This window comes from Desulfitobacterium sp. PCE1, assembly GCF_000384015.1.
GTDB lineage: Bacteria > Bacillota > Desulfitobacteriia > Desulfitobacteriales > Desulfitobacteriaceae > Desulfitobacterium > Desulfitobacterium dehalogenans.
Genome location: NZ_KB913023.1, coordinates 2,742,338 through 2,758,488 on the forward strand (window position 1 = coordinate 2,742,338; position 16,151 = coordinate 2,758,488).

Here is a 16,151-nt window from a genome sequence, read left to right on the forward strand (position 1 = left end):
CTGTGTATAAGGCAGCTAAGGCTTCTGATTCGCTTCACTCACCATAAGCCAAGCTTTCTTTAAGCGGAAGGGCGGCTGGGTTAACGAGGCTTTCTTAACATAGCGGAGCCACCGGTTCACATCAGGTACTACCCGGAGGTTTGGCGCAGCTGTTAAGAAAGCGAGTTGACCAGCCCTGGAGCTATGAAGTGAGCGTTGTGCGTATAGCTACCCTGACCCGAGCTTTCTTACTCTCTAATAGGCTGCGGATAAAAATCTATCCCATAGCGTTCGCTTAACCAATTGGCCTTCCATTTGTCCAAAAGCAGGACAGCATAATTCTCATCCTGATCCAAGACCACCATACTCATACTGGATTCCTTAAGAATACGAATCTTTTCTTCATCCTTAGGTATCCATTGGACAATTTCGTAGGGCAGACTGTTGATTTGAACCTCTACTCCATACTCGTCCCGCAGTCGGTATTCCAAAACTTCAAATTGGAGTTGGCCGACTACCCCTACCACGGGAGCCTCTACCCCAATATTCAAATCCCGGAAGACATGGATAGCCCCCTCTTCCTGAAGCTCCTGTATCCCCTTAATGAATTGCTTCCTTTTCAGGGCATTGGCGATGCTGACCCGGGCAAAGTTCTCCGGGCTGAAAAAAGGCATGGCTTCAAATTCGATACCATCCTTTTCCGCCAAGACATCACCGATGCGGAGCACTCCACTGTCATGAACCCCAATGATATCTCCCGCATAGGCCTCATCCAAAATAGTCCGCTCCTGGGCGAACAGCTGCTGAGGCTGAGCCAGCCTCATTTTGCGATGAGTCCGATTATGAATGACATTCATGCCCCGTTCATATCTGCCTGAGCAAATGCGGATAAAGGCAATACGGTCCCGGTGCATTGCGTTCATATTAGCTTGAATCTTAAAGACAAACCCTACAAATTGCGGACTTGCCGGTTCTAAAGTACCCATGTTGGATTGTCGCGGTGCCGGAGCCGGTGCCAGCTCTAAGAAACTATCCAGGAAGTTGGGCACCCCAAAATTATTCAAAGCACTTCCAAAAAACACGGGAGTTACTTCCCCCCGATCCACTCGTTCCTTATCAAAGACATTCCCGGCCATATCCAAAAGCTCAATCTCCTCTTGGAGGCGATTGAGTAAGTCTTCCCCAATCCATTCCCTGATCTCGGGATCATCAACATGACCTGTCCGGCGTGTATCGTCATTGCCTTTACGCAGTCCGTCGGTAAAGCACTCCACATTACCCGTTTCCCGGTCATAGATTCCTTTAAAATCAGCTCCGTCGCCTATAGGCCAATTCATAGCATAAGCTTCAATGCCTAAGACTTTCTCCACTTCATCCATAAGATCGATAGGGTGCTTTCCTTCCCGATCCATCTTGTTAACAAAGGTAAAGATGGGAATTCCCCGACGTTTACAGACTTCGAAGAGTTTAATGGTCTGTACTTCCACACCTTTTGCCGCATCGATCAACATCACGGCACTATCCGCGGCTGTCAGGGTGCGATAGGTATCTTCACTGAAATCTTGGTGACCTGGGGTATCCAGAATATTGATGACAAATCCTTGATAATTAAACTGCATGGCACTGGAAGTGATGGAAATTCCCCTTTGCCGTTCTAATTCCATCCAGTCCGAAGTAGCATACCGTTGGGTCTTTCTTGCCTTGACATTCCCCGCCAAATGGATAGCTCCCCCAAAAAGCAGCAGTTTTTCAGTTAAAGTGGTCTTCCCCGCATCAGGGTGTGAGATAATAGCAAATGTTTTTCGAGAACTGATGTGTTCTTCAAGGGATATGCTCACAAAGTTTACTCCTTACTCTATAAATTAAGATCAATAGGATCTTTTCGTAATAGGATTGACCGCTCCATAACGATGAACAGCATTTTATTATAACATAATAAATTCTACGAAAAAAGGAATCAGAATGACTCCAATGGACAGGATTTCTGCTTTTTATCCTTGTTAACTTTGCAGGAATCACCATCAGCATGTGGAAATAGTATAGGTAAAGGAGGGGACTTGCTATGACGCTCTTTGAAGTTCTGTACAATACCCTTAAAAAGGACTGTTGGAAATTTGACTTCGACCAAAAAAACGAGCTGTTCCGTTTAGAAATTCGCGGTATTAACTGTGATTTTGTCTCTTTCATTATTGTTGATGAAGAGCAGGAGTCGCTGCTTTGCAATACACATATCAAGCAAAAGATACCTTTTGCCAAGCGCGTAGAAGTCTGCAACTTCATGAATCGGATTAATCATGAACTTACCATTGGTAATTTTGAAATGGATATGGATGATGGGGAAATTCGTTTCCGGACCTACCTGGATTCTGCCAATTCAGAGCCTTCCCAGGAACAGCTCATTAATCTGATCTGGAATGGTGCACAAACCTTTGATACTTATTATCCTGGATTAATCAAAATCATATCCGAAGACTATCCGGCTGAGGAAGCGGTTCGAATCTGTTCCCAAGATGATGACTAAGTATCTTTTCCTTTTATTAGAATTAATAGTTGATTGATGATGATTAAACCAACAATTACCTGTTTATTTTCTCCTGCTGATTCAGATAATAAGATCGTCTCACTAACTAATACAAATTACTTAAGGAGGGACCCTACATGGCAGGAGAAAGAAACACTAACCAACCAGCAACACAAGGTGCATCACAATCATTGGATCAATTCAAGTATGAAATCGCAAATGAACTCGGCGTTCAATTGGGCGGCGACCGCACCAGCCGTGAAAACGGTTCTGTCGGTGGAATGATGACCAAACGCATGATTCAATTTGCAGAAGAAAACCTCAAAAGAGGAACCCGCATCTAACTGTACATTAACCTTATGAGAGGTATCCGCAAGGATACCTCTTACTATTTGGATAAAGAAAACCCGACTTCGCCGAGCTTTAAACGCATGCTCGCAAATGAGGCGAAGTCGCTGGTTGTCCTTATGCTTAGTAAGTATAGTGCGCAAGTTTATACTTTCTGATAGTGCAAATAAAGAGCGGTTTTCCCGCTCCTTATTTCTAGTATTTTATCGTTCCGTCTGTCTCCTTAAGAAACTTCTTCTTAGAATCTAAATGTTTTCGCACGTCTTTTAATTGATGGGGTGAGAGCTCCTCAGCATTCTCGGCAAGAAACTGTTCATTTTCTTGGATATTTTTTAGGGTCAACTCTATTTTCTTTAACTCTTCCTTCTGCTGCTTATTGCCGTCTTTTCTAGGCATCTTCTTATCACCTCAAACTTATTTTTCCCCTAATTCGTCAAAAAACTTTAGTAATATCTCCCAATTTGATATAATAACAAGGTACATAAGAACGGATTATGTCTTAGAAAGGAGATTTTATTGTGAAAGTTAAGGCGATCAGTTCTTCCGACCCGCGACTCCTTGAGCATGAATTGAATCAATGGTTGGAGGATAATCGCTGGGTCAACATTGTAAATATTACTCAAAGTTCAGGTCCAACCCATCTCATCTGCCTTTGGTATGAAGAACCCAATGTTCCCGTGCTGGGTTAGCAATGGATAAATCCAAATAATTCATGCCATAATAAAAAAAACAAGCATCGAATGAAGGGACTGTAGCTTCATGAAAATCTCGCTCTTTATTACCTGTCTTGGAGACACCATGTTTCCGGATCTTGGTGAAACCATGTCCAAAATTTTTACCCGGTTGGGGCATACCGTAGACTTTCCTGAAGGACAATTTTGCTGCGGCCAGATCTCTTTTAATTCCGGTTATATGGAGGATACCCGCACAGTAGCTCGGGCGACCATTGACGCTTTCGAAAACAGTGAAGTGGTGGTAGCGCCCAGTGGTTCTTGTATTGGAATGATCCATCATAATTATCCCACCTTATTTAAGGATGACCCAGTGTATGCAAAGAAAGCCAAAGACCTGATCGACAAGAGCTATGAGTTCACACAATTCGTAGTCAATGTCCTTAAAACCCCGGATCTCGGCGCCCGTTATAAGGCCAAAGTCACATATCATCCTTCCTGCCATGCCACTCGTCTCTTAGGGCTTCGGGATGAACCTATGGCTATACTGCAAAACATCCAAGGCTTAGAGCTTCTCCCCCTACCGGAAGCCCATCTGTGCTGCGGGTTTGGAGGTACTTTCTCCATTAAGATGCCCAAAATATCCGAAGCCATGGTTGCTGAAAAAGCTGAGCATGTTTTGGCCTCCGGTGCTGATATTCTGACCGGCCTGGATATGGGCTGTCTTATGAATATATCCGGCTATATGGAGAAACATGGCCGCTCCATTCCGGCCATGCATGTCATTCAATTGCTCGGAAAGGGGATGTAACTATGTCACTGGATAATCATTATGATGTCGACGCTGCTTTAGATAAAGCTCTCAAAGATGATTTTTTACGTAAGGCAACCCGCCGGGCTACAGATAGGCTGAGAAACAATAAACTCGCCATTACGGAAGAACTGGGTAACTGGGAAGAATGGCGCCATGTAGGAGAAAGAATCCGTAATCACGTGGTCGAAAACCTGGATTATTACCTTAATATGCTCATTGAAAATGTGGAAAAGAACGGAGGTCACGTTCATCTTGCCAAAACACCGGAAGATGGGGTAAGAATCGTTCAGGAGATTTTCAAAAAACATGGATTTAAATCCGTGATCAAATCCAAATCCATGATTACTGAAGAGATTCACCTCAACCCTGTCCTGGAGAAAGACGGTATTGAGGTAGTTGAGACCGATTTGGCCGAATATATCATCCAGATTGCCAATGAGCCGCCCTCTCACATCATTGTCCCGGCCATGCATAAAAACCGCGACCAAATTGCCAAACTCTTCGAACCCATAGCCGGACACCCGCTAGACTCAGATACTCCAACCTTGACCAAATTCGCCCGGGAACAGCTGCGGGAAAAATTCCTTACGAGTAAAATCGGAATAACCGGCTGTAACTTTGCCGTAGCGGATACAGGAACCATTACTATGGTTACCAATGAGGGTAATGGCCGAATGACCAGCACTTTGCCCGAGGTACAAATCACGATGATGGGGATGGAGCGGATTGTTCCTTCATTCAAGGAACTCAGTGTCCTTCTCAATCTGCTGGCCCGCAGCGCCACAGGACAACGCCTCTCGGTCTACACCACGATGATTACACCACCCAAGCGGGAAGAGGATCTTGACGGACCTAAAGAATGGCATTTGGTCATTCTCGATCACAATCGCTCGGAAATCCTTGGGGATGTGGATTTCCGCTCATCCCTTCGTTGTATCCGCTGCGGAGCCTGCTTCAATGTCTGCCCCGTTTATCGCCAAGTCGGCGGACATGCCTATGGTTCCGTTTACTCAGGTCCGATCGGAGTCGTTATTACTCCACTATTGGAACAGGATTATGAGAAATGGGGACATCTCCCTTACTACTCCTCCCTCTGTGCAGCCTGCTCCGAAGCTTGCCCGGTACGGATTCCCCTCCATGATTTGATCGTCAAGCATCGGGACCGCAAGGTCCTCAAGGGGCTCACTTCCGGTGTGGAAAAGAAACTCTTCAAATACTATGGCCACTACTTCTCCCATCCCAAAACTCTCAGCAAGTTTGTCCGCTTAGGATCGAAATTCCAGTTTATCCTCATGCGCAACGGCAAAATTACCTCAGGACCACCCCCGATTAATAACTGGACCAACAGCAAGACTCTGCCCCCTATAGCCAAGCAAATGTTCCGGGATAAATGGCCGGAGTTGGAGAAAGATCTAAAAAACATGCAGCGGGGTGATAAAGAATGAGTGATCGTCAAGCATTTATCGCAAACATTGCTAAAAAACTTGGGCGTCCCACTCCCACCTCTGTGGAACCTATCAAACTCAACTTTCCCCTCTATCGTCTAGATTCCCAGGAGGAACGGATCGATAAATTTATGAAAATGTACGAAGCCATGGGAGGCAAAGCAGCCACAGCCTCCACTCATGAAGAAGCCGCACGGGCTTTGAAGGAATGGTTCGGCGAAAAACCTCAATGGCTCAGCCCTAACTCCATTGTCACTTGGAATGAGCTCCCAACTATGGCCCGTGCCAGTTTAGAAGAGCTGGATTGGCCGGCCCATTCCTATGCCGATCTTCCTGCCGATGAACGCAATGCCATCATGGATAAGACTGAATTGGGCATCACGGGAGCAGACTTCGGCATAGCTCAATCCGGGTCTCTCGTTTTAAAAAGCGGCTCCAAACGGGGACGCGGGGTCAGCCTGGTACCCATTCGCCATCTGACCTTTATCCCGGCATCTTTCCTCAGGGACAGTCTCGACCAAGTCCTTGAAGAGCTCATGGGAACAGACATTCCGGCAGCTATCGAAATTATCTCCGGACCAAGCCGTACTTCAGACATTGAGATGGATCTTTCCATCGGTGTCCATGGCCCTGTGGAGGTTTATTGTATCGTTATGGCGGAATAATATCTCTGCACATAAGGCGGGAACTCAACTTGAGTTCCCGCCTTTCTTTACTACCAAGGCATCTATAGATTGGTTTCTATGCTCTGAGCTTTAAAATAATTGACGATATTCTCTTTCTCGCCTACTTCCACATGAACTACGGGTTGGACCTCTCCCCCATCAATTCCGCTCCACCGAAAATATAGGGTTTGCTCATACTGTTGATAAATGATCGGATCGGCATATTCCAGATGAAGAACAATATAGTATGGACTGACATAGGGCTCACTAATATCCACTTCGTAAGAGTCCAAAGCGATCACTAAACTCGAGCTCATATCTTGAGGTATCTCATTCACTAAATAATTGGGTTCATTTTGGATGGGCTTATCTTGTAATTTTTCCTCAAAGACTATGGTTCGGCTGGCCAGATTCTCCGCAGGATGAATTCCTACATTAGTAAATTTAAATTCAAGTTTTAAACCAGATTTCAACTCAACCTTAGGAGGTTCCCGCAGGGACAAGTAAGGACGTGAAGATTCGCGATCTATTTTCCAGGCATTAAGCGTTACTGCAACCGTAATCGTGGCGGTAAGTGCCAAAATAGAAGTTCCAACAGTTGCGACAATGCTGCTCCATTTTGTAAATTTATCTCCAAAGCTCATGGACTAACCGCCTCCCTTCTAAACCAATACCTTTTAGTGTCTTCATATTCATGCTTTATATTCGTTGCCGCAGTGAGCTCTATACATAAAGAGAATAGGGAGGTAGCGTAGACGAAAAAAGACAGCACCCTAAAGTTCTGTCTTTTAACCTTTCAATTATGTTATTTTAATATATTCCAGCTCCGCTTAATATGATCGACCAGGTTATCGGGATCAACATCGGTATGACATTGTGCACAATCCATCATTCCCCGGGTATTTTCCAAAGAATGTCCTTTACCGTGACACATCATGCAGTCGTCCACGACTTCATTCTTATAAACGGCCTTGAAATTATTGCTATGGAATTGATTCAACAGCTCTACAGTTTTAGCGGCTACATCTGCCGTAATACGAGCACAGCGCTCACTTCTGGCCTTGCTCTCGGCCTTGAGGCCGCTGGCGTCACACCACACACTCACTGAAACGTGGCAAAGAGGTGATTTGGCGACACTTTTTTCTATGGGGCCCTCATATTCCAAAGCCTTGCCTGCTACAGGCATGAATTCAGGAAAGGCGAAATCGCAATACCAACCGAACAATTCGCTGACGACCTTATCCGCATCTTTCTTTTCCATGGTATAGTTAATGGCCGTAGCCGCACCGATCAAGGCTCCGCACAGGGTGCCCCACCCTCCGCCGCCGGTACCGCCCCAACCCAGAACCTGTGTAGGAACATGAGTGTAGGGATAACCTACCTTTTCTTTTAATTGACCGATCACCGCCTCAAAGACGCCATAAGAGCATTTGGATTTGCCATAACCTCCATAGCCGTCCAGCTTAGCCTTTTCCGGGTCCAGCTGGACATAAGGGTATGGGAAACTCGGTGGCTCACAATGTTCCCCGGAGGGTAATTGGGCAGCCTCAGCCGCCTGGGTGTGAAAGACGCTTGTGCCGACAGCTAAAGCTCCTGCAGCCAGAATACCGGATTTTAAAAACTTTCTCCTTGACATATCTCTTTCTTCACTCATTGAAACAGCCTCCTTTTTATGATTACCTTGCCTTAGAACTTCTCAATTCTTAAAACCGAATCTATTGGTCTATCAGAGCCTTACTATCTTCTCCCCATCAGCATCAATGAGGTGCACAGCACATGCCAGACAAGGGTCAAAGGAACGAATCACCCGGACCACATTGACAGGATTATCCGGATCAACGGGCAGCCCTTTCAAGGCTTGCTCAACAGGACCCGGCATGTTCTTCTCATCACGGGGAGAACTATTCCATGTGGTGGGGACGACCATTTGATAATTGCTGATGACATTATTGTCGATCTTGAGCCAATGCCCCAAGGATCCTCTGGGAGCCTCATTAAGGGCTACTCCTTGACCTTGGGCGGGGGGTTCCCAGTGGCTGGAATCGTGAATAGCTGGGCGGCTGCCCTTCCTTCCCAGTAATTCCTCTAAATCATTCAGCCAACGGTACATGGAGCTTGTCATAAGTAAAGTTTCCTGAGCACGGGCGAGATGACGGGCAACTGCTCCGGGTTTTATTCCGTAACGGCTCATCAAGTCGAGCAGTCCCGAATGCTGCATAACCATCATCCGTGCCAGCGGTCCCACTTCAGCCGCCTCTCCCTTATACCGGGGAGATTTAATGAAGGAATAAGCTCCTTTTTTATCAAAGTCGATGACGGTGTCTCCGTCCCAGGGATTGGCGGGCTCACCCTCCTTGTACCAGGCGCTGGCAACGCTTTCCGTAATCTTGCTCATATCCAGCTCTTCGACAACACCCGGAGCTTTGCCACTGATAAAGCCGCCCCTAAACAACGTCTCTGTGCCTGAATCATCCATAGGAAAACCACCATAGGCAATATAGCTCCCTGAACCTGCACCCACTCCAGCTTTCCCCAGACCTAACAGGGGACCTGTACAAAAACTTACCACATCGGGAACATAAACCAGCTCGGCAAAGGACACGACCTCATTGAGCAAGGTTCTAAAGGCATCCAATTGCTCTTTCCGGGGGTAGATCGTCACTCCACCCACGACAATACTGGATTGATGGGGCTGCTTACCTCCCAGAATAGCCGACATCTTCTTGGCTTTACCTTGAATCTTTAAAGCCTCCAGATAATGAGCCAGAGCGGTTATCACGATTTCCGGATCGTTTACGGAATAACTATCAGGTTGATAGCGGGGGGTCAGAGGGGCGGTATCCCCTGCTTTAACTAAAGACAGTATCTTATTTTTAACAGCCAGAAGTTCCGGAGCATTTCCTTTATAGTGATCGACGGCTAAAACGTCGAGATAATCAAGTGCCGACAAATGATAGAAATGCAAAGGATGGTCGTGCAGCCATAGTGATCCGGCGATGAGATTGCGAATAAGCTGGGCGGCACGGGGTACATCGGCTCCATGGGCATCTTCAACAGCCATTGCCGAGGTCCAACCGTGTGACGCCATACACACTCCGCAAATCCGTTCGGTAATATAGACGGCATCACGAGGGTCCCGGCCTTGGAGAATCTGTTCAATCCCCCGGAACATGGTCCCCTGAGCCCAGGCATTGGTAACGATACCCTTTTCAATTTCCACTTCAACCCGTAAGTGGCCCTCAACCCGTGTGACAGGGTCAATAACGACACGCTTAGCCATCTACTTCACCTCCTTGGGGTTCACGAACAAGGGAGCGAATCCCTCATAATACTCAGGCTGACTGCAGCCCGCACAGGGTGAGCCGGCATAACCGCAGAAATTAGCCCCGTCATTCCACCAGGAATTGGCACAATTGGTGTAAGTCTCTTTTCCCTTGCACCCCTTGTGATAAAGGCACCAATCCAGAGTGTCCGGATTATTCCAATCCTCCAGATACTCTCCCTGTTCGTAATGCATGCGGCGATAACAACTATCATGTAAGGTATAGCGATAATAAGCTTCCGGCCGATTAAGCCCGTCGAGCTTAGGCAAAGCATTCTGACTCAGATAATATAAGAGTAGACCCACTAACCGATCAGGCTTAACCGGACAGCTGGGGAGGTTTACCACCTTAACTCCTTCGAGGACCTCCTGAGCGCCTACTGCTCCAGTGAGCCCAGCACGGGGAATCCCGCCATAACAAGCGCAGGAACCGACGGCGATCACCGCTTCAGCTTTGGCCGCAGCCATTTTGAATTGTTCGATAAAGGGTTTCCCCTCCACAAAGCAATACCGGGGGTCCGCTGTGGGAATCGAACCCTCCAGGACAAGTATGTAGTGACCTTGAGTTATACACTCTTCTAAGCTCTGAATGGCTTGCTCCCCTGAAGCCGCCATCAGTGTAGGATGGTAGCGTACCGATAGGAGATCGAGGATAATCTGCTCCGGCCCTGGGTCTGCTGAAGATAACAGGGATTCGCTGCACCCGGTGCACCCTTGCCCTTGCATCCAAATCACCGGCTTTTTGGACAAATTTGCTTCAGCTGCCTCCGCAATTTGAGGCGCTAAACTCAAATCAATCCCCAGGGCTGCGCATGTGAATGTGCACAGTTTCAAAAAGTCCCTTCTGGATATCCCTCTTCTTGCGAGGCGCTGATATCCATTTTCCATAAATTGATCCTCTCCTTTCACCTTCCTTATTTTTTTGCAGTTTTTTATTATGATAAAAGCATGAAGTCCTTATAAAACCCTCTAGTGAATGTTCGGACTTGTACTACCATCTATCTTCTGAGGTTATCTCTTAATTTGCTACGGTAAAACATCAATATTTTATATCATGTTAGATAATTCAGATAACCATAATCATGTTAATGTGAACACTTTATCAATTTCTATGATACATCCTTTTTATTACCAATTCTACAGTAAAGTGTTAATTTTTTAATTAGTATTCTTAATCATGCTATAAATATTTCGTATGATATCACTGAGTTTACTAATATAATAAGAAGGTTTCTAATACTGCTTTTAACCTTTATTCTGGCGTATAAATAACTCAACGGGGCCAACCCTTATTTATTTGATCTTTTAGCCGCCCCGCTGAATAGGTTGTTTCAAAAAATATTTTGAAGTGTAATCATCCCTTTATCGGCAATATGATTAATTAGCATGCGCAAGGCACACACCTCTCCTAAGCTTAAAACCATTTCATTTTCCTTGATATACTGCTCCAACCTTATCAAACTGAGATCAATCTCATCGATCTCCTGGTGATCAATCAATATGCTCCAAAGCTTTTTGGTTTCACTCCACTCCTGGCTGAATTTCCCGATTTCCTGATCGGCATTGCTCCAGCTCTTGGTTCGTATCTGCTCCTCCACATTGACCAATTTTTCCACCATGATATCCGTCGATTCACTGACATAGTGGTTCTGCCAATAGCCCCCAAGTACTAGCATTAGGATAAGTATGCCTGCTACAAGATACGTTCTCAGCATAGAACATCCTCCTTTTGCTGCAGCTTCATCTCTTTTTGGTATATCGTTCCTTGCCTTGTAGATATAAATTATCCGCTGAATCCAGGCAGGCAAAAAGCACCTCTTCTATGCCCTTCAATTTGTGCCTTTTGATCTGTTTATCCAGCCAAGCCCGATCTTTGCCCGACATGGCAAAGGCTTTTTCCTGCAAAATTCCATCCATTATAAACACAATCGGCAAGCCTTCATAGCTTGTTTTCAGCTGCAAATCTTCCGGAGTAACGGGACGTTTCGATGATTTGGGTAATACGCTGATCTGGCCATTGGTTTCAAGGATGGCAAATTCTACATCGGTAATATTGGGAATACTTCTCATTCTTAATTCTTCCACCAAATCTGTTAAGGGCAGACGATTGCGGACTAATTCATGCTCAACGATCCTTCCCCTTTCGATCAGGATAGAAGGAGTACCATTCAGGATATCCCGGGCTTTCTCGCTCTTCAACTCCAGATAAGACAGAGAGATGCTCATAAGAACCAAGACTATCATGGGGATAATTCCTGAGATAAGAGGAATTCCAACATCTTCACTGGGAATGGCTGCTAAATCAGATATCATAAGAATGACGACCAATTCAAAGGGTTGCAATTGGCCAATTTCACGTTTTCCCATAAGACGCAAGGCCGTAATAACAAAAAAGTAAAGAATCAAGGTTCTGATCGCAGTAATTAGCATAATTTCATTATGTAACTCCTTCCGATGGTTTCTTTGTCACATAGGAAAACCTATTATTAGTCCTCAAGGCGGAAAGACATATGCCTGAATAGTTTTCTCCATCCCCATAGTTTTATTCCCCTAAACATTCCTTTAAATTGATAGCGAAAATTCTCTCATCCTGTATTAATACACAAATTAAGGTCTTATGTTATAATATAGGAAACTTGCTTCAGATGGAGTTTCAACTCCTATCTGAAGCTTAGTTGACTTGTCCAGGGCTTAGCACCACTTACCTCCCGCTTAAAATGCAGGAGCCTTAGTGGCGGTTAGCAATGGATAAATTGTGTTCTATCATAGAGAAATCCAATTAAGAATGGAGGAGCAGTGGTGAAAAAACAAGCGGTTGTAATTTATGAAAAGGACAATGTGGCTACCTGTGTCGATCATATACCTGCCGGTACCACGATTTCTTTTTTCCGCGGAGGCCAAGAAGAAACACTAACGGTTCATCAAGACATTCCTTTAGGGCATAAGGTGGCTATCCGTCCAATTGCTAAAAGGGGCGATATTGTGAAATATGCGGAAAGCATTGGACTTGCTACCGTAGATATTCAACCCGGCCAGCATGTTCATGTCCATAATATGGAGTCACAACGGGGTCGCGGGGATTTAGATTCTTTAAAGGAGGATACAGTATGAACATTTTCGGATTTCGACGTCCCGATGGACTCTTTGGAATACGCAACCATCTTTTAATCCTTCCTACTTCAGTCTGTGCGACCACTGTTGCTTTTAATATAGCTGCTCAAATCCCTGGCGCCATAGCTATCCCCAACCAGCACGGATGTTGCCAGCTGGGTGCTGATTTCGAGCAAACCCTACGAACCTTGATCGGTATAGGCAAAAACCCTAATGTGGGCGCTGTGCTTGTTGTCGGCTTAGGTTGCGAAGGGATACCTATTCAGCATACCGCAGAGGAAATCGCCAAGTCCGGGAAACCGGTGCAAACCCTTATCATTCAGGAAAATAGCGGTACCTTAAAGACCACCTCCCTCGGTATCCAAATCGCCGGTCAGATGGCTCGCACCCTCTCGATGCTCAAGGGGGAAGAAGCACCCATCAGCGAGTTATCTCTGGGCATTGAATGCGGCGGTTCTGATTTCACTTCAGGTTTAGCCTCCAATCCCGCCGTTGGCACAGCCTCTGATCTTATGGTCAAGGCCGGGGGCACAGCTATGCTATCCGAGACTACAGAGTTCATCGGTGCTGAACATGTTCTGGCCAAACGGGCCAAATCTCCGGAAGTCGCCGAAAAACTCATCCGAATCGTAAAGGAGGCCGAGCTGCGTGCCAAACAGCTCCATGTGGATTTAAGGGATGGTCAGCCGACCCCCGGAAATATTGCCGGCGGGATCAGTTCTATCGAGGAAAAATCTTTAGGCTGTATTTATAAAGCCGGTCACTCCACCATTCAAGACGTTTTGGCCTATGGCGAATCTCCACAGGGAAAAGGCCTCTATGTTATGGATACTCCGGGGCAAGATGTGGAGTCTATGATCGGAATGCTTGCCGGAGGTGTACAGCTCATTGTATTCACTACAGGACGAGGTACCCCCACCGGCTCACCCATTGCTCCGGTTATTAAAGTGACCGCCAATTCTGATACTTACGTAACTATGGAAGACAATATCGACCTTGATCTCTCCTCCATCATTTCCGGGGAAGCGACCATTGAGGATAGCGGCCGCCGGATTTTCGAGGAAATGCTGGAAGTAGCCAGGGGTAAATTAACCAAATCAGAAAGCTTAGGCCATCGGGAATTCGGTATTTTCCGCATCGGCTCAACCTTTTAGAAATACTTATATCACATTAATTAATACGAGCCACGACAATAATTGTCGTGGCTCGTATAATTCCGATCTCAGCCCTATCTACACGCGGTTTTAATCCGGGATTTAGCAAGATACATAGCTTGATCAGCCTTAGCAATAAGCCGATTCAGACTATCTCCATCGGCTGGATAAAAACTGATCCCTATACTCAGGCTGATTTCCACTTTTTCTCCGGTTAGATTGATGAAACGATCCGGATGATTGCTGATTCGAGAAGCAATGATCTCGTAATTATGAGCGGCCAGGAGATGAGGTAAGAGGATGAGAAATTCGTCGCCGCCGTAGCGGGCAACGGTATCATCCTTTCGGATAACTTGAGTTAAAATATTGGCAACTTGAACCAATGCTTTATCCCCGGCTTCATGACCATAGGTATCATTGATCTCTTTGAACTTATCGACATCGATAAACATAACACCTAAAATGCCGCCACTTCTTTTTGCGCTTTCCAAATATTTTTCGGCCAATTTGTAAAAAAATGTCCGGTTATGAATGCCTGTTAAGCTATCATAATAAGCCATATTCTCAATATACTTCTTTTTCTCTTTAAGCTCTTTATTGACTTTACTTAGTTCAGCTACATAATTCCTTAAGCGGGCAATCTGAATAAATTGACTGGTTACATCGATAAACTCCAAGAGCAGAAGCTTAGAGCTCCCCTCCTCAAAGCGGCTTATCTTGATATTGAAATCGTAGTCTGAATGGAGCAAATGCTTATGCAGTCCGGCGGACAGAAACATTTTACTGCCATTGTTTAAGCAATTCAGAAGGACTTTTTCGATATAGGTATTATAAAATTTGGGCAGTACCTCATAAAGGGGCTGTTCCTGGACCTCTTTGCTCCTAAATGGTATAAAGCCCAAAAGGTATTGATTGGCATAAATAATTTTAAACTCTTCGTCAAGGATTAAAATACCGATATCCAGATTATTGAAGACACTCATCCATTTATTCATTCAATTCAACTTCAATCTTTTCAATTTTACTCATGAGCTCCTGCAAAGAAGTCAAGGTTAAATTTATCATAATAGCACCATCGATCTCCGTTTCATCAATAATAAAGGTAATATACAATAAAATCATATTCCTTGCGTAGTGTTCATTGTTTTTAATATCTTGGGCAAAATCCTTCTTATTAAAGACCTTTACTTCAGGCAAGGAGTAATCTAAATTGATTTCCAGATAGTTGCTTACCCCTCCCACAATGCAATTCAGCACAATATTACCGATTTCCCTGATAATATCAAAATCAACGTCTGAAAAGCTTAAATCACCAATTTCCTCAGTGGCAACTTCATTCATGCAAAGGTTAATAAACTGTCTCATCTTCTCCGCGGGAAAAATGAGGTTGGCCTTGCCTGTTAATTTATTCTCAAAGCAGATTGAAGAGACCATCAAAGTGCCATCAACATCCATGGGCAAAAAAGCATCCACATCGGCGCTGTTGTCCTTAATATCGATGATCTCAATACTGGGAACATTTAATATCAAGGTCCGATTAATCATTTCCGATAGCAAACTTGCGGCCTGCCCCACGCTAATGTTGAATAACTCATTCAAAATATCAAATTTTAACGATTTATCCTCGCCCATCATAATCATTCCTTATTAACTCGCATATTACCTTTGCCTTTTCTTCATTAAAAGGCTTATTAATAAATTGCAATATATCATATTGATTTATTTCTTCCCGGACATTTTTTTGAATATCCGCAGAGACAACAACGATCTTAGCGTCATGATCATAGTGTTTGATAAGATTAAGGAGCTCTCTCCCATGGAGCTTAGGCATTAATAAGTCCAAAAACACATAATCGGGCTGAAGAGCTTTATACCGTTCAAGCCCTTCCAGGCCGTCATTGGCAAAGGTGATCTCCGCATCCTTCAAAAACAGTTTAATATACTGGGCATTGACCTTTTGGGAAAAGACCGAATCATCAACAATTAAAATTTTCACAATCCATCCCTTACCTCTCAAATCGTGTTAACCCTTACTTCTTCGAATCAATAATATATAATAATACTTCTAAGCATGATTAAATTCTAAACGGAACACCCGGAAAAAGCAACAACATTCTGGAT

The 16,151-nt window shown here is 44.9% G+C and carries 19 protein-coding genes; 8 read left to right on the forward strand and 11 right to left on the reverse strand.

The features are described from left to right. Positions 1–227: 227 nt before the first annotated feature. Positions 228–1,817, reverse strand: coding sequence for a peptide chain release factor 3 (locus DESPCE1_RS0113630; protein ID WP_019850818.1), 1,590 nt, complete (start codon positions 1,815–1,817; stop codon positions 228–230). 224 nt (positions 1,818–2,041) lie between these two features. Between DESPCE1_RS0113630 and DESPCE1_RS0113635 the strand changes: the two genes are divergently transcribed. Together DESPCE1_RS0113635 and DESPCE1_RS0113640 are read left to right on the forward strand one after the other, a co-directional pair. Further along, positions 2,042–2,500 carry a YbjN domain-containing protein gene (locus tag DESPCE1_RS0113635; protein ID WP_019850819.1) on the forward strand — a complete coding sequence of 153 codons (459 nt, stop codon included), beginning with the start codon at positions 2,042–2,044 and terminating at the stop codon, positions 2,498–2,500. Positions 2,501–2,637: 137 nt separating this feature from the next. After that, entirely contained in the window at positions 2,638–2,844 is a 207-nt protein-coding gene (locus DESPCE1_RS0113640; protein ID WP_014794518.1) for an alpha/beta-type small acid-soluble spore protein, read from the forward strand. A gap of 199 nt (positions 2,845–3,043) precedes the next feature. Here the strand turns inward: DESPCE1_RS0113640 and DESPCE1_RS0113645 are convergent, their stop codons facing one another. Beyond that, on the reverse strand, positions 3,044–3,244 hold the full coding sequence (locus DESPCE1_RS0113645; RefSeq protein WP_014794519.1) for a hypothetical protein: 201 nt from the start codon (positions 3,242–3,244) through the stop codon (positions 3,044–3,046). Positions 3,245–3,366: 122 nt separating this feature from the next. Here DESPCE1_RS0113645 and DESPCE1_RS23370 point away from each other — a divergent pair, with 122 nt between their 5' ends. The 4 genes from DESPCE1_RS23370 to DESPCE1_RS0113665 all read left to right on the forward strand — a co-directional run bounded on the left by DESPCE1_RS23370 (position 3,367) and on the right by DESPCE1_RS0113665 (position 6,443). Continuing rightward, the gene (locus DESPCE1_RS23370) at positions 3,367–3,537 is read left to right on the forward strand and encodes a hypothetical protein (RefSeq protein ID WP_019850820.1); all 171 of its coding nucleotides are present in this window, start codon (positions 3,367–3,369) and stop codon (positions 3,535–3,537) included. A 70-nt stretch (positions 3,538–3,607) separates the two neighbouring features. Further along, a complete protein-coding gene (locus tag DESPCE1_RS0113655) occupies positions 3,608–4,330 on the forward strand; it encodes a (Fe-S)-binding protein (RefSeq protein ID WP_028305577.1) in 723 nt (240 codons plus the stop codon). A gap of 2 nt (positions 4,331–4,332) precedes the next feature. Then, a complete protein-coding gene (locus tag DESPCE1_RS0113660) occupies positions 4,333–5,778 on the forward strand; it encodes a LutB/LldF family L-lactate oxidation iron-sulfur protein (protein WP_014794522.1) in 1,446 nt (481 codons plus the stop codon). Continuing rightward, positions 5,775–6,443 carry a lactate utilization protein gene (locus DESPCE1_RS0113665; protein ID WP_014794523.1) on the forward strand — a complete coding sequence of 223 codons (669 nt, stop codon included), beginning with the start codon at positions 5,775–5,777 and terminating at the stop codon, positions 6,441–6,443. The genes DESPCE1_RS0113660 and DESPCE1_RS0113665 overlap by 4 nt, the downstream gene beginning before the upstream one ends. 62 nt (positions 6,444–6,505) lie before the next feature. Here DESPCE1_RS0113665 and DESPCE1_RS0113670 read toward each other — a convergent pair whose 3' ends face one another. From DESPCE1_RS0113670 to DESPCE1_RS0113695, 6 genes are all read right to left on the reverse strand, one after another. Then, on the reverse strand, positions 6,506–7,087 hold the full coding sequence (locus DESPCE1_RS0113670; protein WP_019850822.1) for a hypothetical protein: 582 nt from the start codon (positions 7,085–7,087) through the stop codon (positions 6,506–6,508). 161 nt (positions 7,088–7,248) lie between these two features. Continuing rightward, on the reverse strand, positions 7,249–8,097 hold the full coding sequence (locus DESPCE1_RS0113675) for a C-GCAxxG-C-C family protein (RefSeq protein ID WP_019850823.1): 849 nt from the start codon (positions 8,095–8,097) through the stop codon (positions 7,249–7,251). A 72-nt stretch (positions 8,098–8,169) separates the two neighbouring features. Further along, positions 8,170–9,723: a nickel-dependent hydrogenase large subunit gene (locus tag DESPCE1_RS0113680; protein ID WP_019850824.1), complete on the reverse strand. Its 1,554-nt coding sequence runs from the start codon at positions 9,721–9,723 to the stop codon at positions 8,170–8,172. Then, a complete protein-coding gene (locus DESPCE1_RS0113685; RefSeq protein WP_014794527.1) occupies positions 9,724–10,653 on the reverse strand; it encodes a hydrogenase small subunit in 930 nt (309 codons plus the stop codon). 443 nt (positions 10,654–11,096) lie between these two features. Further along, positions 11,097–11,480 carry a DUF4363 family protein gene (locus DESPCE1_RS0113690; protein WP_014794528.1) on the reverse strand — a complete coding sequence of 128 codons (384 nt, stop codon included), beginning with the start codon at positions 11,478–11,480 and terminating at the stop codon, positions 11,097–11,099. A 25-nt stretch (positions 11,481–11,505) separates the two neighbouring features. Further along, complete coding sequence (locus DESPCE1_RS0113695; RefSeq protein ID WP_014794529.1) at positions 11,506–12,195, reverse strand: DUF421 domain-containing protein; 690 nt, start codon at positions 12,193–12,195, stop codon at positions 11,506–11,508. 369 nt (positions 12,196–12,564) lie between these two features. On the opposite strand from DESPCE1_RS0113695, the gene DESPCE1_RS0113700 reads away from it, so the two are divergent. Beyond that, complete coding sequence (locus DESPCE1_RS0113700) at positions 12,565–12,876, forward strand: UxaA family hydrolase (protein ID WP_014794530.1); 312 nt, start codon at positions 12,565–12,567, stop codon at positions 12,874–12,876. Then, positions 12,873–14,030, forward strand: coding sequence for a UxaA family hydrolase (locus tag DESPCE1_RS0113705; protein WP_014794531.1), 1,158 nt, complete (start codon positions 12,873–12,875; stop codon positions 14,028–14,030). Before DESPCE1_RS0113700 ends, DESPCE1_RS0113705 begins: the two co-directional genes overlap by 4 nt. A gap of 74 nt (positions 14,031–14,104) precedes the next feature. On the opposite strand, the gene DESPCE1_RS0113710 is transcribed toward DESPCE1_RS0113705, so the two are convergent. The 3 genes from DESPCE1_RS0113710 to DESPCE1_RS0113720 are packed head-to-tail and all read right to left on the reverse strand — an operon-like array spanning position 14,105 to position 16,026. Continuing rightward, positions 14,105–15,025: a sensor domain-containing diguanylate cyclase gene (locus DESPCE1_RS0113710; RefSeq protein WP_019850825.1), complete on the reverse strand. Its 921-nt coding sequence runs from the start codon at positions 15,023–15,025 to the stop codon at positions 14,105–14,107. Beyond that, on the reverse strand, positions 15,018–15,665 hold the full coding sequence (locus DESPCE1_RS0113715; RefSeq protein WP_242835396.1) for a chemotaxis protein CheC: 648 nt from the start codon (positions 15,663–15,665) through the stop codon (positions 15,018–15,020). Before DESPCE1_RS0113715 ends, DESPCE1_RS0113710 begins: the two co-directional genes overlap by 8 nt. Continuing rightward, positions 15,649–16,026, reverse strand: coding sequence for a response regulator (locus DESPCE1_RS0113720; protein WP_028305578.1), 378 nt, complete (start codon positions 16,024–16,026; stop codon positions 15,649–15,651). Before DESPCE1_RS0113720 ends, DESPCE1_RS0113715 begins: the two co-directional genes overlap by 17 nt. Positions 16,027–16,151: the final 125 nt, after the last annotated feature.